The 20,086-nt window shown below is 63.1% G+C and carries 22 protein-coding genes; 6 read left to right on the top strand and 16 right to left on the bottom strand.

Annotated features, from left to right (window positions below):
• Window positions 1-173: 173 nt before the first annotated feature.
• The 5 genes from ACWGS9_RS21790 to ACWGS9_RS21770 form a co-directional block, all read right to left on the bottom strand.
• Window positions 174-512, bottom strand: coding sequence for an ArsR/SmtB family transcription factor (locus tag ACWGS9_RS21790; RefSeq protein ID WP_027165048.1), 339 nt, complete (start codon window positions 510-512; stop codon window positions 174-176).
• Between the two features lie 157 nt (window positions 513-669).
• A complete protein-coding gene (locus ACWGS9_RS21785; protein ID WP_454507180.1) occupies window positions 670-1,440 on the bottom strand; it encodes a HugZ family pyridoxamine 5'-phosphate oxidase in 771 nt (256 codons plus the stop codon).
• Window positions 1,441-1,461: 21 nt separating this feature from the next.
• A complete protein-coding gene (locus tag ACWGS9_RS21780) occupies window positions 1,462-2,646 on the bottom strand; it encodes a CaiB/BaiF CoA transferase family protein (RefSeq protein WP_454507179.1) in 1,185 nt (394 codons plus the stop codon).
• A gap of 5 nt (window positions 2,647-2,651) precedes the next feature.
• Entirely contained in the window at window positions 2,652-3,413 is a 762-nt protein-coding gene (locus ACWGS9_RS21775) for a 3-hydroxyacyl-CoA dehydrogenase (protein ID WP_454507178.1), read from the bottom strand.
• Window positions 3,414-3,440: 27 nt separating this feature from the next.
• Window positions 3,441-4,046, bottom strand: a complete 606-nt coding sequence (locus tag ACWGS9_RS21770; protein ID WP_454507177.1) for a GNAT family N-acetyltransferase — start codon at window positions 4,044-4,046, stop codon at window positions 3,441-3,443.
• A gap of 289 nt (window positions 4,047-4,335) precedes the next feature.
• Here ACWGS9_RS21770 and ACWGS9_RS21765 point away from each other — a divergent pair, with 289 nt between their 5' ends.
• The gene (locus ACWGS9_RS21765; protein ID WP_454507176.1) at window positions 4,336-5,322 is read left to right on the top strand and encodes a glutathione S-transferase family protein; all 987 of its coding nucleotides are present in this window, start codon (window positions 4,336-4,338) and stop codon (window positions 5,320-5,322) included.
• 19 nt (window positions 5,323-5,341) lie between these two features.
• On the opposite strand, the gene ACWGS9_RS21760 is transcribed toward ACWGS9_RS21765, so the two are convergent.
• A complete protein-coding gene (locus ACWGS9_RS21760) occupies window positions 5,342-5,824 on the bottom strand; it encodes an ABZJ_00895 family protein (RefSeq protein ID WP_454507175.1) in 483 nt (160 codons plus the stop codon).
• Window positions 5,825-5,899: 75 nt separating this feature from the next.
• Window positions 5,900-6,403, bottom strand: coding sequence for an NUDIX domain-containing protein (locus ACWGS9_RS21755; RefSeq protein WP_454507174.1), 504 nt, complete (start codon window positions 6,401-6,403; stop codon window positions 5,900-5,902).
• Between the two features lie 68 nt (window positions 6,404-6,471).
• Here ACWGS9_RS21755 and ACWGS9_RS21750 point away from each other — a divergent pair, with 68 nt between their 5' ends.
• Window positions 6,472-7,419 carry a metallophosphoesterase family protein gene (locus ACWGS9_RS21750; RefSeq protein ID WP_454507173.1) on the top strand — a complete coding sequence of 316 codons (948 nt, stop codon included), beginning with the start codon at window positions 6,472-6,474 and terminating at the stop codon, window positions 7,417-7,419.
• Here ACWGS9_RS21750 and ACWGS9_RS21745 read toward each other — a convergent pair.
• The 4 genes from ACWGS9_RS21745 to leuA all read right to left on the bottom strand — a co-directional run bounded on the left by ACWGS9_RS21745 (window position 7,409) and on the right by leuA (window position 12,831).
• Window positions 7,409-8,026: a hypothetical protein gene (locus tag ACWGS9_RS21745; RefSeq protein ID WP_454507172.1), complete on the bottom strand. Its 618-nt coding sequence runs from the start codon at window positions 8,024-8,026 to the stop codon at window positions 7,409-7,411. The two genes, ACWGS9_RS21750 and ACWGS9_RS21745, sit on opposite strands and share 11 nt — an antisense overlap.
• 73 nt (window positions 8,027-8,099) lie before the next feature.
• Window positions 8,100-8,903 carry an alpha/beta fold hydrolase gene (locus ACWGS9_RS21740; RefSeq protein WP_454507171.1) on the bottom strand — a complete coding sequence of 268 codons (804 nt, stop codon included), beginning with the start codon at window positions 8,901-8,903 and terminating at the stop codon, window positions 8,100-8,102.
• 154 nt (window positions 8,904-9,057) lie between these two features.
• Entirely contained in the window at window positions 9,058-10,848 is a 1,791-nt protein-coding gene (locus tag ACWGS9_RS21735; protein WP_454507170.1) for a tetratricopeptide repeat protein, read from the bottom strand.
• Window positions 10,849-11,163: 315 nt separating this feature from the next.
• Window positions 11,164-12,831, bottom strand: a complete 1,668-nt coding sequence (gene leuA / locus ACWGS9_RS21730; protein WP_454507186.1) for a 2-isopropylmalate synthase — start codon at window positions 12,829-12,831, stop codon at window positions 11,164-11,166.
• Window positions 12,832-13,337: 506 nt separating this feature from the next.
• On the opposite strand from leuA, the gene ACWGS9_RS21725 reads away from it, so the two are divergent.
• From ACWGS9_RS21725 to ACWGS9_RS21715, 3 genes are read left to right on the top strand one after another with little or no spacing between them, the layout of a single operon-like run.
• The gene (locus tag ACWGS9_RS21725) at window positions 13,338-14,504 is read left to right on the top strand and encodes an ATP-grasp domain-containing protein (RefSeq protein WP_454507169.1); all 1,167 of its coding nucleotides are present in this window, start codon (window positions 13,338-13,340) and stop codon (window positions 14,502-14,504) included.
• 4 nt (window positions 14,505-14,508) lie between these two features.
• A complete protein-coding gene (locus ACWGS9_RS21720; protein ID WP_454507185.1) occupies window positions 14,509-15,285 on the top strand; it encodes an esterase family protein in 777 nt (258 codons plus the stop codon).
• Window positions 15,285-15,599: a nuclear transport factor 2 family protein gene (locus tag ACWGS9_RS21715; RefSeq protein WP_454507168.1), complete on the top strand. Its 315-nt coding sequence runs from the start codon at window positions 15,285-15,287 to the stop codon at window positions 15,597-15,599. The genes ACWGS9_RS21720 and ACWGS9_RS21715 overlap by 1 nt, the downstream gene beginning before the upstream one ends.
• A gap of 129 nt (window positions 15,600-15,728) precedes the next feature.
• Here ACWGS9_RS21715 and ACWGS9_RS21710 read toward each other — a convergent pair whose 3' ends face one another.
• The 5 genes from ACWGS9_RS21710 to ACWGS9_RS21690 all read right to left on the bottom strand — a co-directional run bounded on the left by ACWGS9_RS21710 (window position 15,729) and on the right by ACWGS9_RS21690 (window position 18,823).
• Window positions 15,729-16,832 (bottom strand): AbrB family transcriptional regulator, encoded by a 1,104-nt coding sequence (locus ACWGS9_RS21710; protein WP_454507167.1) that lies wholly within the window; start codon window positions 16,830-16,832, stop codon window positions 15,729-15,731.
• Window positions 16,833-16,903: 71 nt separating this feature from the next.
• Complete coding sequence (locus ACWGS9_RS21705; RefSeq protein ID WP_454507184.1) at window positions 16,904-17,149, bottom strand: type II toxin-antitoxin system Phd/YefM family antitoxin; 246 nt, start codon at window positions 17,147-17,149, stop codon at window positions 16,904-16,906.
• Between the two features lie 36 nt (window positions 17,150-17,185).
• Window positions 17,186-17,497 carry a putative quinol monooxygenase gene (locus tag ACWGS9_RS21700; protein ID WP_454507166.1) on the bottom strand — a complete coding sequence of 104 codons (312 nt, stop codon included), beginning with the start codon at window positions 17,495-17,497 and terminating at the stop codon, window positions 17,186-17,188.
• Between the two features lie 51 nt (window positions 17,498-17,548).
• Window positions 17,549-18,322 carry an SDR family NAD(P)-dependent oxidoreductase gene (locus ACWGS9_RS21695; protein WP_454507165.1) on the bottom strand — a complete coding sequence of 258 codons (774 nt, stop codon included), beginning with the start codon at window positions 18,320-18,322 and terminating at the stop codon, window positions 17,549-17,551.
• Window positions 18,323-18,388: 66 nt separating this feature from the next.
• On the bottom strand, window positions 18,389-18,823 hold the full coding sequence (locus ACWGS9_RS21690; RefSeq protein ID WP_454507164.1) for a DsrE family protein: 435 nt from the start codon (window positions 18,821-18,823) through the stop codon (window positions 18,389-18,391).
• Window positions 18,824-18,923: 100 nt separating this feature from the next.
• Here ACWGS9_RS21690 and ACWGS9_RS21685 point away from each other — a divergent pair, with 100 nt between their 5' ends.
• Entirely contained in the window at window positions 18,924-20,024 is a 1,101-nt protein-coding gene (locus ACWGS9_RS21685) for a hypothetical protein (RefSeq protein WP_454507163.1), read from the top strand.
• Window positions 20,025-20,086: the final 62 nt, after the last annotated feature.

The following is a 20,086-nucleotide window of genomic DNA, read 5'->3' as shown; positions in this document are numbered from 1 at the left end:
GCTTGGCAGTCGGTGCACGACTTTTTCAGCAACCTGTTAAGTCTTTGTTTTGATGCATGTCGTTGTCCCAGAACCGCTGCACACTTCCGGGCGACATGCATTAACCGTCTCACACTGTTCCTGGAACCGCTCCGGGGTTCATCAGCGAGGTAATGAGCGACAGGAGCCGCGGGTCAAGCCCCGGCGCGGCGCAACCGATAGGCCATCTGCGAAAGGTCGCCGTCGCCGAAAATGCCTTCCAGCATGCGCAGCAATTCGCGAACCGCTTCGGATTTGCAGGAATAGTAGATCATCTGGCGGTCGCGCCGGGTCTCGACGAGATCGAGCGCCCTCAACTTGGCGAGATGCTGCGACAGCGCGGACTGGCTGAGTTGCACCTTCTCGGCGATGGCACCTACCGACATTTCGCCGTCGATCAGATGGGCCACGATCAACAAGCGCTTTTCGTTGCCCATGAGAGTGAGAAACGCGGCCGCCGATTCCGCATTGGCGATTAGCTTATTTGAGATCATAGATCCCCCAAGGGTCCTGGCTCATCCCGGCGCCAGGGGGCAATGGCGCCCGATTCCACAATGTTCAGATGTCGATAGGCGCTGCTGAATCAGCGTCACAACAGGGTAGATCATTTCGTTTAAATCTCAAGCGTTGCTTTCGCCGGCGCACGATCAACTATCGTTCTTGCTCTGCCGCGCGTCCCGTCTTGGCCATCTCGACCAGCACGGAACGCAATTCACGCGCGGTTTGCAGGGGTTGGGGAAAGAAAATCCTGCAGGTCGTATCCGCAGCGGCGAGATCCATGCCGTCGGCGTCGAAGCCGGTGGCGATCCAGCCGTCGCCCTCGGCCCGGCCGAAATGACGGGCATAAATGCAAAGCGCGTCGCGATGGTCGGCATTCATGTGGTCGAGCGCGGACTGTTCGCTGCCGGCCAGCTCCTCGACAATGGCACCGCCGGTGATGAAATCATCGCGGTCGAGAAGATAGGCCTTGCCGAAGCCGCCATTGAGGCTGGCTCGCTCGGGCTCGAGCCGGAAGAACGAGAAGTCGCCGAGCCCGGCATAGAGCTTTGCCTTCGGATTGCGGTTGAGGTAGCGCCGTTCGGCGCGGATTTGGTCGGCCGATCCCCGCTCCAGCCGCAGGGCCCGGCATGCCAGGCTGATGCGCGGATGCGCCAGCGGATCGCCCTTGCCGGGTTCGCCAAGCAGCAGCGAGCTGCGCGGATCGGCGACAAGCGCACCGGTGTGCGCGGACAGCATCGAGATCAGGATCAGCGGCGCGCTGTCGATGTCGGTGGCGACGCCGACCCTGCTTGCCAGCGGCGCGCCGGTGCCGGGCTCGATCACCGCGAGCGCTCCGAAACGCGCTCCGCGGATCAGGGCTTTCGCCAGTCTGATCGCCTCGACGTCGGTTTCGCGAATGACATCTTTCTTCGGTTCGGTCACAGGCTCACCATTCTCCGGTTATCAACCGAGCGCACCCGCCTTTGCAAGGGCCTCGATTTCCTCTTGGCCCAGGCCGAAACGGGTCAATATGCCTGCGGGCTGGCGATTGGCGGCGGCCGGCATCGCGGCAAGCGGTTGGAGGCCTCGCGAGAAACGCGGCGTCGGCGCCGGGCGCTCGAGCCCGCCTGACCTCACGAAGCTTTGCCTGGCGCGATTGTGCGGATGGTTCCTGGCTTCTACCAGGGACAGCACTGGGGCCACGCAGGCATCGGTCGCGGCGAAAAGCTCGGCCCATTCGTCGCGCGTTTTCTCCTTGACCCGCCCGGCAATGGCGGCGCGCATCGCGGGCCATAGCGACTTGTCGTACTGGCCGCCGACAAAATGCCCGGCGAGCGGCAGCAGCCTGGCGAATTCGGCGAAGAAGCGCGGTTCGAGGCAGCCGATGGCAACGTACTTTGCGTCCGCCGTCTCATAGGTGTCGTAGAACGGTGCGCCGGAATCGAGCAGGTTCTCGCCGCGCCTGTCGCTCCAGAGACCTGCTGCCATGTAGGCGTGGATCGGCGCCGCGAGCATGGAGGCCCCCTCGATCATCGAGGCATCGACCACCTGGCCTTTTCCGGTGCGCGAACGCTGGAAAAGAGCGGCAAGCACGCCGCCGACCAGCATCATGGCACCGCCGCCTTGATCCGCGACGAGATTGAGCGGCGGCACAGGCGGCGCGTCCTTCCTGCCGATCGCGTGCAGCAGGCCGGCATAGGCGAGATAGGTGATGTCGTGCCCGGCTCGCCCGGATAGCGGTCCATCCTGGCCAAATCCCGTCAGGCGGCCATAGATCAGCGCCGGATTGCGTTGGAAAAGGACATCAGGCTCGAGGCCGAGCCGCTCCATCACGCCTGGGCGGAAGCCTTCGACAAGCAAGTCGGCCCGTGCCGCAAGCCGCAGCAACAACTCCGCGCCCGCCGGACGCTTCAGGTCGAGCTTGAGGATCGAACGGCCGTGGCGGTCGAGGTCGTATTCTTCCGGTAGGGTCAGAAGCGGTTGGCCGGTGTCGGCGCGTTCGATGCGCAGCACCTCGGCGCCCATCTCGGACAGCATCAGGGCGGCAAGCGGCACCGGGCCGAGCCCGGCCATCTCGATCACTTTCAAGCCGGCGAGCGGGCCGGTCTTTTCGGCCGAAATGCTCGCGCCTATCGGCGATCCAGTCATCCCGCTTATTTCGGTGCCATGCGGATGGCGCCATCAAGGCGGATGGTCTCACCGTTCAGCATCTGGTTTTCGATGATGTGGAGGGCAAGCGAGGCATATTCCGACGGCTCGCCAAGCCGGGGCGGGAAGGGAACGGAAGCGCCGAGCGAATCCTGCACGTCCTGCGGCATGCCGGCCATCATCGGCGTCTTGAAGATGCCGGGCGCGATGGTGCAGACGCGGATGCCCGAACGCGCCAAATCGCGCGCCACAGGCAGCGTCATGCCGACGACGCCGCCCTTGGAGGCCGAATAGGCGGCCTGCCCGATCTGGCCGTCATAGGCGGCGACGGAGGCGGTGTTGACGATGACTCCGCGCTCGCCGCCAGCGAGCGGATCGAGTTTCGCCGCCCGATCGGCGACGAGGCGGATCATGTTGAAGGTGCCGATCAGGTTGATCTCGATCACCTTGCGGTACTGGTCGAGCGGATGCGGCCCATCCTTGCCGATCGTCTTCACGCCGATGGCGATGCCGGCGCAATTGACCAGGATGCGCGGTTCACCAAGCTTCTCGGCCGCTTCGGCGATTGCGGCCGTAGCGCTGTCACTGCTGCCGACGTCGCATTGGACGGCAATACCGCCGACGTCGGCTGCGACTTTCACCGCGCGCTCGATGCCGACGTCAAGGATGGCGACACGGGCGCCCTTGCTCGCCAACGCGCGCGCCGTCGCCTCGCCAAGGCCCGATCCGCCGCCGGTGACGATCGCGATCTGGCCGTTCGGGTTCATGCAAGCCTCCCAGGATTTCGGATTATGCTACGAAGCCTGCAAAGGGGGCGCAACAGCAATACCAGGGCCCACCGCCGACTGCGCATTGGCGGCCGAGCGCGCCGAAGCCGGGGCAAATTCCGCAATCCTCGCCGTGTTGGCGTGGCAGACATCGCCGGCAAAGCGAGCGACGGCGCCCGACTTGATTTCGTGATGCAGCAGCCGGTCGAGATCGACCGGGCGCGGCATGGTGATCTGCCCCCGCGGAAAGCGCTTGAAGCCGAGCGGCCCATAATATGGCTCGTCGCCAACCAGAATGACGGCGGGCGCGCCGGCCTTCCTGGCCGCCTCCAGCGCAATCGCGACCAGCTTGCGGCCGATGCCGAGATTCTTGAAGGCGGGGCGCACCGCAAGCGGTCCGAGCATTATGGCGCGACCGGCGCCGGCCGCGACGCGCGTCATACGCACGGAGGCGATCACCCTGTCGTCCTTGACGGCGACAAAGGACATCGAACGGTCATGTCCTCCCGACTCGCGGATCTTGTAGGCGGCAAGCACGAAACGGCCGGGGCCGAAGGCCTCGTCGTTGATGGCTTCGATTTCAGCGTCATGCGCCGGGGTTTCCGGCAGGTATTTCACGTCGGCAAGGCTCATGGTCTTTGCGTTCCGGCACGCGAGGAAGGTTGCTGCAAGCGGCAGCGTTCGCCAGTCAGCGCTTCTTAAGCGCGGGCGCCCTTTCGTCGTCGGTCGAACCGGATCGAAGCAAAGTCGAACATGGGCGCTTCCGCTAGCACCAATTTTGTGCCGCTGCAATCGGCGCTCTTTGCCTTTCTTTGCACCCTTGGACGAACTGTTCGTCATTTGACGCACTGTTCAGTGCCTGAGGGGCTTCGCCAGCCCGATCATCAGCCTAGATAATGCGAACCGCAGGGAGATTTTTTGCATGGGATTGTTGATTGAAGGCAAATGGCAGGACCGCTCGCACAACACCGACAGCGGCGGCCGGTTCGTGCGAACGGAGTCGCAATGGCGCGACTGGATCACGCGCGATGGCAGGCCGGCTGAGGGCCGCACGCGCGGCTTCAAGGCGGAACCCGGCCGCTATCATCTCTATGTCTCGCTCGCCTGCCCATGGGCACACCGCACATTGATCTTCCGTGCCCTGAAGAAGCTCGAGGGCATCATCTCCGTGTCCGTGGTGCACCACTTCATGGGCGAAAACGGATGGACCTTCAAAACCGAGGACGGCGCCACCGGGGACACGCTCTACGGCCTCGATTTCCTGCACCAGATCTACACCAAGGCCGATCCGGCCTATTCAGGCCGCGTGACGGTGCCGGTGCTGTGGGACAAACAGGAAAAGACGATCGTCAACAACGAGTCCTCCGAGATCATCCGGATGCTCAACTCCGCCTTCGACGAATGGGGCGATGCGGGTCTCGACTTCTATCCGGTAGCGCTGCGCGCTGAGATCGACAAGATCAACGCGCTGGTCTATCCGGCGATCAACAACGGCGTCTATCGCGCCGGCTTCGCCACCACGCAAGCGGCTTACCAGGAGGCATTCGGCGAATTGTTTTCGGCGCTCGATACGGTAGAGGAGCGGCTATCCAAACAGCGCTATCTGGCCGGCGATCGCATCACCGAGGCGGACTGGCGGCTGTTCACCACGCTGGTTCGCTTCGATCCGGTCTATGTCGGCCATTTCAAATGCAATCTGCGCCGTATCGCCGACTATCCGAACCTGTCGAACTATCTGCGCGATCTCTATCAGGTTCCGGGCGTGTCAAGCACGGTCAACCTGCATCACATCAAGGCGCATTATTACGGCAGCCACAGATCGATCAATCCGACGGGGATCGTTCCAGTGGGGCCAGAGCTTGATTATGCCGCGCCGCATGACCGGGGCAGATTCAGGAAGGCGGCATGACGCTGCTTGCAGCGACAGCTTATCGGAAAGGCTCAGTGTCGAGCTGAGTCTGTCGCTTGCTATGGGCCTTCAAAAGCGTTTTGCCGAACCGGCTGGAAAAGCCTATAGCATTGACGCAAAGCCCGAAAATCGCGCCGATAATCAGCAGGATGATCCAAATCCTGGCGGGAACGTCGTTCACGCTTCCTGGTGCGGTTCTAACCGTAATCGAAAATAACATCATGATTGCTGAAAACAGCAGGGTGGCCGCCGTTGAGAGCAAGACCACCCTCCAATATTCACCACGATCAAAAAGCCTGCCGTTTCGTCTTATGAAGATCGAATATGCGGAAAGCGTGGATGCAAAAATCGTCACGAAGCTGGCGGCCGTTTTCGCTTTTTCGACCAAAGTGGGAGCCAGGTAACCAACCATCGCCCATATTGCCGTCAATATTATTGTGGTCGCAATGTAAATGCCAACGTACGGCCATACGTTGGCGGGCTTGGCAGTTTCGGTTGCCATGCAGACGTCTCCAACAATCTATGGAGGATACGACAGCGCTTTTGATTCTTTAGAGAAGATAACGGCTTTGAGAAATCACCAATAGGGCGATACACGTTCGCCACCAAATATTTCTTCGAGTCTTCGCCTCGTCGCCGGCGTCGTCTCCTTTGGCAAGCGGTCGATCGGGAAGAAGCCGGCTTCGGCGATCTCATGGTCCGGCAGTTTAGGCGCCGTCTGGCTAAAAGCTTCGATCAGATAAAGGCCGACATGGTCGCGGTTGCTGGAGCGGCGGTTGAAATGCATCGATTTCAGCACCGGTCCGGCCGTCAGGGCGATGTTGCCTTCCTCGGCAAGCTCGCGCGCCAGCGCCTCCTCGAGCGTCTCGCCGACCTCGACACCGCCGCCCGGTAATTGCCAGCCTGGAACATAGGTATGGCGGATCAGGAAGACGGAATTGGAGGCGCGGTCATAAACCAGCCCGCGCACGCCAAGCGTCATCGGGCGGCGCAGCAGGAAATAAAAATGGAAGAGCCTCGCCCGCAGTCCCGGCCAGCCGGTCTGGCGGACTGCCTCTTCCGGATCGGCTCGGCGGTTCATCCCACGATCCCCAGGCGAACAGCAAACGGTGAGTGGAAAGCCTCGCCGGCGTCGCTTAAGAAGGGACCATGTTCAGGCTCGCGCATATTTCCGATGCTCATCTGGGACCGCTGCCCGATGTAACCTATCGCGACCTCGCGTCCAAGCGGGTGCTGGGCTACGTCAACTGGCAGCGCAACCGCCGCCGCTATATGCATGACGCGGTGATCGACACACTGGTCGCCGATATCAAGGCCAGCGCGCCCGACCACCTCGCCGTCACCGGCGATCTCGTCAACCTGGCGCTCGACGGCGAGATCGAGATGGCGAAGCACTGGCTGGAGACGCTTGGATCGCCGCACGACGTTTCCGTGGTTCCCGGCAATCACGACGCCTATGTGCCGGGCGCCTTCGACAAGGTCTGCCGGGCATGGGCTCCGTGGATGACGGGCGACGGCGTCAACAGTCCGGTCGACCGCGATTCCTTTCCGTACCTGCGCGTGCGCGGCAATGTCGCGCTGATCGGCATCACCACGGCGCGCGCCACCGCGCCCTTCATGGCAAACGGCTTCTTCATGGAAGGGCAGGCCGAGCGGCTCGGCAAGGTTCTCGACGATACGGCGAAACAGGGGCTGTTCCGGACCATCATGATCCACCATCCGCCGGTGCGCGGCGCGGTTCCGCAGCATAAGCGGCTGTTCGGCATTGCCCGTTTCCACAAGGTCATTCGCCGGCATGGCGCGGAGCTCGTCCTGCACGGCCACTCGCACCTGCCGTCCTTGTTCACCATCGGCGCACGTGCCGCAAAAGTTCCCGTGGTCGGAGTTGCCGCCGCCGGCCAGGCGCCCGGCGGCAAGCACCCGGCGGCGCAGTACAACATCTTCGAAATCGATGGCGAACAGGGCAACTGGCGCCTGCGCCTGATCCGGCGCGGCCTGACCGGCCCCGCCTTGCCGCCATCGGACCTACAGACCATGGACCTCGACGTGCCGGCCGGCGCGGCTGGCCAGACAGGAATTGCTGTGGTCAGAAGCTGATCTTCATCTGCATGATGCGGTCCCAGAACAAGGCCAGCGAAACCGCCAGGCCGACAAGGGCGCCGGCGGTGATCAGGCCAAGGCCGGCGAAGAAGCTCGTCCAGCCGTTGCGTCGGGTTTCGGATTGGATAGGCGGCTCCGCTTCCTGAACCACGGGACGATGCAGGCCGGGAACGGCCATCTCCATGCCGCCTTCCATCACGTGCTGCCGCTCGACGACACGTTCCGCCACGTAGCGCGTCACCGCATCGGCGACGGCCTTCATCTCGGTCGATTCGGCCAGCACCACACGGCCGACGCGCGTATCCTTGAGGAAGCGGTAGGTGCGGCGGTCGCGTCCCATGGCGACGTGGCTCACCGCATCGATCCATAGCCTCGGCTGCAGGCCCGACGAGACGGCGAAGTCGAAGCTATCCATGTCGGCCGGGACATCGGCAAAGACCGGAGCAAGCTCGCTCGCCAACAGATCGAGCCGCATGCGGTGCGCCTCGCGCATGTCGACGACCACGTCGTCGCGGTCGGCAAAGGCGTTCTTGACGTCGCGTATGGCATCCGAGAGCTTTCGCGACGGCTCGATCGGGGTGATTTTGTCGCCTGCATCCTTCATGGCGGCTGCCTCGCTGTTGGTTAACAGCGGGTTAACACAATCGCCGGCAAAATGCACTGAATGATAGCGCCGGTCAGCTTGCCGTCGCGCCGAACACCGGTCGTTGTCGCCGGCCGCGGCGGCGCGTGTTGCGGCGCACGATCTCAGCAACCAGGTCGGGAGCCTCCTCGACCAGCATGTGACCTGCGTCAAGAACATGGTGCAGATGGATGTGCGACGGCAGAGCCTCGGTCTGCTCGACAGGCAGGAGCGGATCCTCCGCTCCCCAAACAACCATCACCGGCATGTCGAGCGTATCCAGTTGCGCGCCGGGGATGACGCCTTGCCGGTCATCCCTGGTCATCACGGCCGCCATATCGATCAGGGTCTGCAACTGGCCCGGCCGTTTGCGCATCCGGCAGAGGGCATCCACCACGTGGTCAGGCGGCGTGCTCCGCGGACCCGACATGGCCGCAAGGCTGGCGCGGACCTCTTTCCTGCCGGCCGCGGCGGCATAGCAGCGCAAGAGGGCCGCGTTGATTTCCGGGCCGAAGCCGCCGGGCGCCAACAGCGTCAGCGAAGCCACGCGGCCAGGATCGGCAAGCGCCATCAACGTCGCGATCGCGCCGCCCATGGAGTGACCGACGAGATGGACCTTGACCAGCTGGCGGGCGCCAAGATCGGCGAGGATGGCTCGCGCGGCCGGCTTGGCGCCGCCCATGCCTTCGCATTCCAGCGACAGACCATGGCCCGGCAGATCGTAGGCCAATACGGTCGCCTCCAGCGCCAGCGATGCCATGATGTCACGCCAAATCTCGCTGCAAGCTCCGAAGCCATGCAGAAAGACGATCGTCTTCGGACCAGCGCCGCCTTCGACGGCATAAGGGAATGGAAGCATGAAAAATGGGAGCGGTTAACAAGCCAGGCAGCTATTTCGAATTGTGGCTGAATTGCTCCTGATCCGGACCGATGGCCAGTAAAATTTTCGCGACCGCCGCGGCCCGTTGAGGGCTCGACGCGCATGCATGTCCCAAACATGGCGGTAGGCGGGTTTAGCTCGGGTTGCCGATCCCGGCAGCGCGCAAGGATTGCACAAGCCGATCGGTGAGATCCGCGGGGTATTTGCGGTCGACGAATGTCGCGCGCGGGTCGGCGGCGAATTTCGGGAATTCGGCGGTGAGCTCGTTGGCAAGCTCTCCCGCCAGCTTGTCGCGGCCCGAAATCCTGGCGCCGATCAGGCGCGCGGCCAGATAGTGCGACTTGGATGCCGTCGTGCGCAGCGACTCACTGGCGGTAGCGGCCTTCTTCAAGTCGCCTTGCATGAAGGCTCCGACGAACAGACCGTAATCCCACCAGGTCGGATGGCCGCTGAAGGCGTCGACCGCGCGGCCCAGGATCGGCGTTCCCTCGTCATACTTGCCGGCGAAGATCAGCCCGTAGCCGTAGGCGGCGGCCATGCCGAGATCGTATGGATTGAGCTCATAGGCCTTGCGCATCAAGCGGATCGCTTCGTCCGTGTTGCCGAGACGCGAGTTGAGGTAGCCAAAGGCGCGATGCGCATGCGGGCTCATCGGCCCCATCTGAACGGCGCGGTGGGCAAGCGACATGGCTTTTTCGAGCGTCGCGTCGGCGGGATAGGCGTAGTAATTGGTGACGGCTTCGAGGTGAAGCGACGCCAGTTCCGCATAGACTAGCGATGATTTGGTGCCTTCGCTGACCAGCTTCTCAAGGCAGCGATACGCAGCCTCATGCGTCTTGGCGCTCTGGTCGAGATAGTAGCGGTCGTCGAGCACCAGGCATCCGATCTGGCTGGTCCGGATGTCGCTCTGGTCGATGTAACTGTAGATCGCACCGGAAGCGGGAACGGTCGAGGTCAGGAGGCTGGCGATGTTGCTTTCAACCACACCAGGCGCGCTTTCGGCCGATGTCAGGTTGCGCGACAGGAGAACCCGTCCGGTCGCAACGCTCTGCAATTCGACCGTGATGTCGCCCGTCGCGGGTCCGGGAACAATGTCGAAAACGAAGCTGATCGGATCGGCGGAACCATCGCGCGTTGCGTCGGCGTCGCGGCCGATGAAATCTACGGTATCGAAGCCGGCGAGGCCAGCGCGCAGCGCGGAGGCGACACGGGCCGCCTCCGCGCCGGCGGCCCTGGTGGCAATGTAGATCAAAGGCAAGCTGTCGAACGTTTGCGAAGCGATGCTGTCGGTGACGCCCGCCGTTTCGACCGCTGCGGCTGCGTCGTCGCCGTGATGGAGGAAGGCATTGCCCTGGCGGACGACAAGGACGCCCAGCATCGCGATGACCAGAACCATGGCAGCCCAGAAGAACCGCAATTGGCGCGTCAGCGATGACGCGGATACAGGTGTCGCAGGGTTGGTCATCAGCAGCGCGGCATCCGCAGGCGCGGCATCGGCGGGCCCGGGATTCTCCAAATGCTCAGCCAAAGGCGAAGCAGCATGGCCGCCGGCGGCGGGCTTGGCGGCGCCAGGCAGGCGGATTGCGTTCAGCTCGTAGGAAGGGACATAACCGCCGCGCGGGATCGCGATGCGCACCGGCTCGGCGACACCTTCATTGGCGAAGTACTGCTCCAGGAGTTCGCGCAGGCGACCGGCCTGGACCCTGACCACGGCGTCGGTGGAGGCGTCGAAATCGCCGTCCTTGCCAAAGACGTCCATGGCAATGGAAACGCCCTTCAGCCTGTCCGCCTCGCCGGCCTGCTCGCGTTCGACCAGATAACGTAAAAGCCTGCGGGCACGCTCGGAGCGTCCGAACGTTTCGCTGGCAAGCAGTCGCTCCAATGTCTCGCGCACTGCGGGGGCGGCAGGCGGGGCATGCTCCAAGTGTCGATCCTTTCGAAGTCGGCACAGGTTAGGGCGCGATCATATAGCGCTCGCGTCCGCGCACAAGGATGCTTCTGTTATGCGATCGCGTAAGCCACCGGAAATTCCCCCGCCGGTTAACGAATGGCAGGCGCGCCTTTCCTTGAAGCGTGGCGCGAGCTGGAATGCGCCACGCTCCGATGGATGTATTATCCGGTCAGCCGGCCCAAAGCGGTTCTCGCCGTTTCACGGAAACGGCGAACCGCTCTATCTCTTTGGTTCAACGCGATTCCGGACGGAGGCTACGGCGAAGCCGCCGAGTCCAACCATTCCTTTCTAGCGACCGATGATACGGTTGGCGGCCGAAACAACGGCCTCCAGAGAAGCGGCGACGATGTTGGTGTTGATGCCGGCGCCGAACAGCTTGCCACCCGGATACTCCATTTCGACATAGGAGATCGCCGAGGCGTTGGAGCCGCGCTGCAAGGAATGCTCGGAATAGTCGAGCACAGACATGTCGACGCCGACATGTCGCGAGAGCGCATCGACAAAGCCGTCGATCGGGCCGGTGCCCGAGCCGGCGATGGTCATTTCCTTGCCGTTGTCGAGGATATCCGCTTCGACCATGCGCCGGCCCTTCACCTGGGTGTCGGGATAGGTGCGGTGGTCGAGGAACTTCAGCCGCGCGCCGGGCTGGTCGACATAGGTTTCGAGGAAGCGTTCGTGGATGCGCTTGACCGGCACTTCCTTGCCTTCCGCATCGGTGATCGCCTGGATCGCCTGGCTGAACTCGATCTGCAGATTGCGCGGCAGATTGAGGCCGTAATCGGCCTGCAGCACATACGCGATGCCGCCCTTGCCCGACTGCGAGTTGATGCGGATGATCGCCTCGTAGGTGCGGCCGACATCGGCCGGATCGATCGGCAGATAGGGCACTTCCCAGATCGGCGTGTTGGCCTTCTTCAGCGCCTTCATGCCCTTGTTGATGGCGTCCTGATGCGAGCCGGAGAAGGCCGTGTAGACCAGTTCGCCGACATAAGGGTGACGTTCCGGGATCTTCAGCTGGTTCGAATACTCGTAGACGTCCTTCATCCGGTTGATGTCGGAGCAGTCGAGCTCCGGATCGACGCCTTGGGTGAACATGTTGAGCGCCAGCGTGACGATGTCGACATTTCCGGTGCGTTCGCCATTGCCGAACAGCGTGCCTTCGACGCGGTCGGCGCCAGCCATCAGGCCGAGCTCGGTGGTGGCGATGCCGGTGCCGCGGTCGTTATGTGGATGCAGCGAGACGATCAGGTTCTCGCGGTTGTCGAGGTTGCGGCACATCCATTCGATGCGGTCGGCATAGACGTTGGGCGTCGACATCTCGACCGTCGAGGGCAGGTTGATGATCAGCTTATTGTCGGCCGTCGGCTTCACGATCTCGGTGACGGCGTTGCAGATCTCCAGCGCGACTTCGAGCTCGGTGCCGGTGAAGCTTTCCGGCGAATATTCGAAGCGGTAGCCGCCGCCGGCCCTGGCGGCCATGTCGGTGATCATCTTGGCGGCGTCGGTGGCGATGCGCTTGATGCCGGCGACGTCCTTTTCGAAGACGACACGGCGCTGCAGCTCGCTGGTCGAATTGTAGAAATGCACGATCGGGCGGTGCGCGCCCTTCAGCGCGCCGAAGGTCCGCGTGATCAGTTCGGGCCGGCATTGCACCAGAACCTGGAGCGACACATCCTCGGGCACGCCGCCTTCCTCGATGCACCAGCGGGCAAAGTCGAAATCCGTCTGCGAGGCCGAGGGGAAGCCGATCTCGATTTCCTTGAAGCCCATGTCGAGCAGCATGGCGAACATGCGGCCCTTGCGTTCATGGCCCATCGGGTCGATCAGTGCCTGGTTGCCGTCGCGCAGGTCGACCGAGCACCAGATCGGCGCCTTGTCGATAATTTTGTTCGGCCAGGTACGGTCGGTCAGGCCGACGGTTGGGTAGGATTGATATTTACGTGCTGCATCCGACATGTGGCCGGCCGCGCGCTTGTGGCTTTCAGCCTCGCCGGCGCGGTTTTCTTCTCGTGCGTTCATCGTCATTTCTCCCGGCGGCCCGCATGCCCGCTTCAGGCGGATGGGTGGCGAGCGTCGCCTCAACCAAAAATTCGTTCGCTTGATGTGACTTTGCCAAAGACTGGCCAAGGAGCATGTGCCTTAAGCGGCGGTTTTCGACCGCCGGGCGCTCCTTCAGCGAACCCGGCGATCGCCGATAAGGCCGAGAAGAAGCAGGGTCGAAGCGAGCGCGCGCGCGGTCCCGCCAGCAAAGCCGGTGCGAGAAGAAGCGACGGAGCGGACACGCGTGATCATGGCGGCTCTCTTACAGGAGCGGCCCGGCAGAGGCAAGCGGGACGCATGGATGAATGCATCGTGTCCGATATCGTCGCCGATGCGGATAGTCTTCCCCGCGGCACGCAAATGCGCCAGAGTTGGCTTCGAAGGTTTGGCTACCGAGCAAAAGCTCCGGGGAGGGGTCGTCCATGAATTTCGTGTTCTTCTCGCCGCATTTTCCAGCCAACGGCACCGATTTCTGCGACCGGCTGAAGAAGGCCGGCGCCACCGTGCTCGGCGTTGGCGATGCGCCTTACGAGACCTTGAACAGCAAGCTGAAGGCAGCGCTTTCGGAATACTACCGCATCGCCGACATGGAAAATTACGATGCCGTCTTCCGGGCGATGGGGCACTTCATTCACAAATGGGGCCGCATCGACCGCTTCGAGTCGCTCAACGAGCATTGGCTGGAGCTCGAGGCCAACATCCGCACCGACTTCAACATCTTCGGCACCAAGCTCGACTTCGTGAAGAACCTGAAGCGCAAAAGCCGCATGCGCGCCTTCTTCCGCAAGAGCGGCGTCGAGACCATTCCGCAACGCAAATGCTCCGACCGGGCCGGCGCCATGACCTTCATCCGCCGTGTCGGCTATCCGGTGGTGGTCAAGCCGGATTCCGGCTCCGGCGCCTCGAACACCTTCAAGATCTCCAACGCCAGGGAACTCGACCAGTTCTTCAGGGACAAGCCGGAGGGCGTGACCTTCGTCATGGAGCAGTTCATCGAAGGGCTGGTGGTGACCTTCGACGGGCTGGTCAACCGCGACGGCGAGGTGGTGCTGGCGGCCAGCCATCGTTACGATCAGAGCATCATGGAGGCGGTCAACCACGACCGGCACATGAGCTATACCTGCTTCCCCGAGATCACCCCGGCGGTTGAAGAGGCGGGCCGCAAGATCCTCAAGGCGTTCGATGTGCGCGAGCGCTTCTTCCACATCGAGCTGTTCGAAACCAAGGACAATCGCATCATCGCGCTCGAGGTCAACATGCGCCCGCCGGGCGCCTGGATGACCGACGCCATCAACTACACCTTCGACATCGACGTCTATGCGGCATGGGCCGATATGGTGGTCAAGGATGCCGCCGGGGGCCCCTACAAGGGCAAGTATTTCACCGCCTATGCCAGCCGCAAACGCCACATCGACTATTTGCACAGCCATGCGGACGTGCTAGCCGCCCACGGCGACAAGATCGTCCATCACCAGGCCATCGAAGAGGTCTTCAGCCGCGCCATGGGCAACTACGCCTACCAGATGCGTTCGAAGGATCCGAAGGCGCTGCGCCAGGCGGTCGACTATATCCATGCGCAAAGGGCCTGAGCCGATGGACGTCTCCTATCACAAGGGTCATGCCCGCAATCTCGGCCGCGACATGGAATACAAGCGCTACGGCCATGCCGGGCGCCCGGTTGTGGTGTTCCCGACCTCGCAAGGAAGGTTCTATCAGTTCGAGGATTCGGGCGGGGTCGCAGCACTTGCCGACTTCATCGACACCGGCCGCATCCAGCTGTTCACACTCGACGGCATCGATTCGGAATCCTTCTTCGACAAGCACGCCGATGCGGCGCATCGCATCGCCCGTCACGAGGCCTATTTCCGCTATGTCCGCGAGGAGGCGCTGCCGGAATTGCAGGCGACTGCCGCCAAGGCCAATGGCGGACGCAGCCTGAAGCCGCTGTTCTGCGGCTGCTCGATGGGCGGCTACCATTCGTCGAATTTCGTGTTCCGCTTCCCGGAACTGGCGAGCGGCGTGATCTCGCTGTCGGGCGTCTATTCGGCCCGCGACTTTTTCGGCCGGACGCTGGAAGGCAACATCTATTTCAATTCGCCGCTCGACTATCTGCCGGGCATCGTCGACCAGAAGCTGCTCGGGCGGCTGCGGGCGCTGCGGCTGATCTTCTGCTGCGGCCAGGGCGCCTGGGAAGAGCGCATGCTTGTCGAAACGCGCGAGCTGGAACAGGTGCTGCGCGACAAGTCCATCCCTGCCTGGGTCGACTATTGGGGCGGCGATGTCAGCCATGACTGGCCATGGTGGCACAAGCAGCTGGTCTATTTCTTCGGCCGTTGGCTGGATGACGACCTGATGCACAGGCTAGATTGATGAGCACGCCCGACCCGATCCGCCGTTTTGTCGAAGCCACCAACGCCGGCGATACCGAGGCTTTTCTGGGCACATTCACCGACGATGCTTTCCTGAGTGACTGGGGACGCGATTTCCATGGCCGCGACGAGGTCGCGCGATGGAACCAGTCGGACAATATCGGCGTGCAATCCAATCTTCGCATCGTGCGCGTCGCGCATCGCGACGGCGTCTACCATGCCCGCGTCGCGGTGACGGGCAATGGCTTCAACGGCGAGGGCGACATGGCCTTCACGCTGGACGGCGACCGGATCGCAAGCCTGATCATCAGTTGAGGCCACATGGCGTCATGGCGCCTTGCGCGCCACCTGTCACCACGGCGGCGCGGCCGGAAAAGATCGACGGCATTCTGACGGCGTTACATGGTCACTTATCCTCCGCTCCCCTGCACCGGACAGCCCGGATCAGGCCCCGACATTTCGCGCCACCAGCTTGGCTAGGCTTGGCCCAATGAGCAGCACGACCAGGAAGCGCGCCGACTGCAGCGCCATGACGAAGGAGATGTCGACGCGCCGCGCCGCGGCGGCGATGATGGCGACACTGTCCATGCCGCCGGGGCTGGTCGCCAGATAGGCGGTCAGCGGGTCGATGCCGAGCAGGCGGCTGATGACGAAGGCCATGCCGCCGCAAAAGGCGATCAACGCGACGATCGAACCGATGATCTGCGGCAGGGCGCGCGCCGCATGGCGCAGGATCGGCCGGGTGAAATTCAGCCCGATCGACCAGCCCACCATGGCGTAGCTGATCGCCAGCAGCCAGGGCGGCAGTTGCATCGGCACGCCGAGGTCGAGATGGATCACCGCGCCGAAAATGAAGGCGCCGAGAAAGAAGGGCGAAGGCAATCTGACCAGCTTTCCGAGCAGGCCGCCCACGACCGCGATGCCGATGGTAGCGGCGAAGGCGAGGAGATCGATCGGCGGAAACCAGACGATGGGCGGCACCTCGACGCCGGATGTGTCGACCCACATCTTGGCAACGAGTGCTGCCGTCATCGAGACGAAGATGACGCGCAGATACTGCATGAAGGCGACGAGACGCTGATCGGCGCCGAAGGCGCCGGCCATCAGCACCATGGCGGTGGCCGCACCGGGCGAGGAGCCCCAGACTGCCGTGGTGCCGGGCAGGATGCGCCAGCGGCTGATCAGCCAGCCGAGCAGGCTGGAGGCGGCGACGGTCGAGATCACCACGCCGAGGAAAAGCGGCCATTCGTCATAGAACACCGGAAAGATGTCGGCCGAGATCGAATTTGCGACCAGGCAGCCGACGATCGCTTGGGCCGATCCGAACAGCGGGCGGGGCACGCGCACGGTGGCGCCGTTGGTGCCGGCCAGGATCGCGGCAAGCATCGGGCCGATCAGCAGCGCCGCCGGCAGGGCGGCAAGCTCCAGCGCGCCGGCGAAGAGCATCGAAAGCACCATGAGGATCAGCCACTGCCGTGGCGGGCGCAGCCGTGCCATGCGTTCAGGCAACGCTTGGTCCTGGGATGGTCGCTCTGGCGAGGAATCCATCTTTTGGTCTTAGACCCGGAGGTGGGAAATGCGAACCCCCGAGGCACCTTGTTGGCAGGGCCGCAACGCCCTCATTTGCTCATGCCAAACAGCGCTTCGATTTCTTCGCCGCTCATGCGGTCGAGATCTTCGGGGACCGAAAACTGGCCAGCCATAAAGCCGATACGCCGCATCTGTGCAGCGGTAGGTTGATCGATCGGCACAACCTTCACCAACGGCTTGCCAGCCTTGGTAATGATAAACGCCTCACCTTTCGCGGCTCGGTCCACAAGCCGCGATAGGCAGGTCTTTGCTCGGTGGATACTCACGCTCCGCATCAAGGTGCCCAACAGACGATAGAGCTGCTCCCTTGGTCAATCGGCCTTTTCGGGCGAGGGGAGGCCGAAGCCGCCGACCGGTTTGGTCTCGATCTGGAATTCGAAACCGGCGATGAAGGGACGTGCCCTGGCGATCGCCGCCTGGACTTCCGGCAGTTGCAGCGAGGCCTTGTGGCTCGCCTGGTCGGTCCACACTTCGGTGACCCAGATCGCGTCGGCGTCAACCGGATCGGTGGCGATGATGTAGCTCAGGCAGCCGGGGAGCGCGCCGGTGCTTTCGCGCAGCACGTCCATGACCGCATCGCGCTGGCCGCGCGCCGCCCGCATCTTGCCGATCAGTCCGTACATGCCTTGATCTCCCTCCAGGTTACACGCGGAACTCAGTATGCAGTTGCCAGCTCACGGCATCAACTGGCCGCCATTGACCTCGATCACCTGGCCGATGATGTAGCCGCTCAACAGATCGGACGACAGGAACAGATAGGCGCCGACGCAATCCTGCGCCGTTCCGGCGCGGCCTTGCGGAATGGTGGCGACCATGGCCTTGACCTGCTCGGCGCTCGAATAGCGTTCGTGGAACGGCGTCAGGATGGTGCCGGGCGCGACCGCGTTGACGCGGATGCCGGAGCCGATCAGCTCCTTGGCCATGCCGCGCGTCACGTTGGAAACGAAGGCCTTGGACGAGCCGTAGAGGCCGGCGCCGCCGCCGGCGCCGTTGCGGGCGGCGATCGAGGACGTGTTGATGATGAAGCCGCCCTGACGCTTCAGCCACGGGATCGCCTTGCGCGAGGCGGTCAGCACCGAGCGGGCGTTGAGGTCCATCACCGCGTCGTATTGCGCTTCGTCCTGATCGGCATAGGCGACGCGACCGAGCATGCCGCCGGCATTGTTGACGAGGCCGTCGAGCCGGCCGAAGTGCCGAGCACTGTCCTCGACGACGCGTTCTACATCGGCGGCGACGGAAAAATCGCCCTGGACCAGGAACACCTCGCCGCCATCGTCACGGATGGATTCGGCCAGGTTTTCGGCGGCCTCGCGGCTCGCATTGTAGTGCAGCGCGACCCGGCACCTCTGCGCCGCGTAAGCACGCGCAAGTGCTGCGCCTATGCCGGTCGAGGCGCCGGTAACCAGCACCGCCTTGCCGGCAAGATCGGGGATGGCAAGTGTCGTCATGTCGGCCGGCCTCCGGGTTGCCATCTTTCGTAGGCCATTGCCGGCCTGCCGTTCAAGTGCGCGCGTTCAGGGCCTCAGATACACATAACCCTGGTGCTGCAGTTCGGCGAGTTGCACGACGCCGCCCTTTTCGGCAACTTGGAAGCCCGCCAGCAGGTCGGTCAACGTGATGTCCATGCCGCGCAGGGTGTTGCCGCAGGCTTGCGGGACGAGCCCCTGCTGGACAAGGCCGGCAAAGCGGCTGGAAATAGCGCCGGAAGCGCCCTTGGACTTGAAGGCGACAAGAGCCGGACCGTGCACCACAAGCACGATATCGACATTTCCGTTGGTGCCTTCATAGTGGTTCTTGATGTTGCCAAGGACGAAGTTGACCTTGTCCGCGTCGCTGAGGTGATAGGCGACTTTCAGCCTTTCCTCGGCTGCTGCCGCATTAGCCCGGCTCAGGCCGAAAAGGCCTGCTGCGCCGGCAAGACCGGCACGAAAAACATCACGGCGCAACATTGCATCCTCCCTAGCCTTGCCCTCTCGCGCAATTTTGCATGGTCCGGGCCGCACTCCTAGACTAGCATAACCCCAGTCCTGTCGGTGGGAGGAGGATCACATGACATCGAGGACCATGGTAGCGAGGACCATGGCGGGCGCTATGCTTGGCGCTGTCCTTGCCGCTTTTGCCGGTGCGGCGCGCGCCGACAATGCTCTCAGCCTTAAAGAACTCAGCCCGAATGGCGCTGATGCCTGTTTTGGCCGCGTCTACGATGCTGCTCATCTCAAGGCGCATCCGCACCAGAAAGTGGTGCGTATTTTCTTCTACTATGGCCACGACCCGGTCAGCCGGCCGAACGAGGAGCCGGCCACGAGCGCCGACAGCTCTTACAACGGCTTTCTCACCACCACTGTGCGCGGAGCCAAGGCGCCGGAATGGGCCGGCGGCTGGTGCAACAAGAACGACCCGAGCGATCCGTCGAGCGGCATCCGCTGCGGTATGGACTGCGACCGCACGCTGGCCTCGCTGAAGGTCGACGACAAGGGGAAGCTTCTCCTGTCCGACCTGTCGCCCGATATCTATCTCGACGCCGACTCGGCGGAGTCGCTCAGCAAGGCGGAGTACAACAAGCAGGCGCTGGGCAGCGAGGACGACAATTTCAAGCTGGACCCGATGCCGGCCGGGACCTGCAAGGCGGAGTTCGCGCACATCGACACGATCGATCCGGCGCTAGGGGATCCGTTGCGCGTGCGGCTTAAGCCCGATCAACCGTTCTGCTTCGGGCGTGATTACGACGATGCGCATCTGAAGTCGCATCCCAACCAGCTGACGCAATCGATCCGCGTCTTCCGCGGCCCGGTCGAGCTCGCCTCCTTCGCCGCAAGCGGCGATACCGCGAACTGGCCGGATGGCGCCGACATCGCCGTCTCGGTGACCACCAAACAGAAGGGGGCAAAGGTCACGCAGACCTATTCCTGCCAGGGCGAGGCCGACCAGTGGCGCTGCTCGGCCAGCTCGAAGATGAGCGATTTTTCCTGCGACATCTCGCGGAAGGAGATTTTCCTCAAGCGCGGCGCCAGCGGCACGATGATGCTCGCCAATCCCAACAATGCTGTGGCGGTCGTCGATCTGTGCTCGAAGGCGGCGAACGGCAAGACGAAGTCCGACGACAAAGTGTATCGGCTGCAGCCCATGCCGCAGTCTGCCTGCGCGCCTTGAGATTTGGGAACCGACCATCTTGTCTGCGGCGGAGGATGATATATATCTTTGCCATATATCAC

The sequence above is a fragment of the Mesorhizobium sp. Arg314 genome (assembly GCF_053714275.1).
The sequence above is the reverse complement of the archived record's forward strand: the minus strand, read 5'-3'. Positions and strand labels throughout refer to the sequence as shown.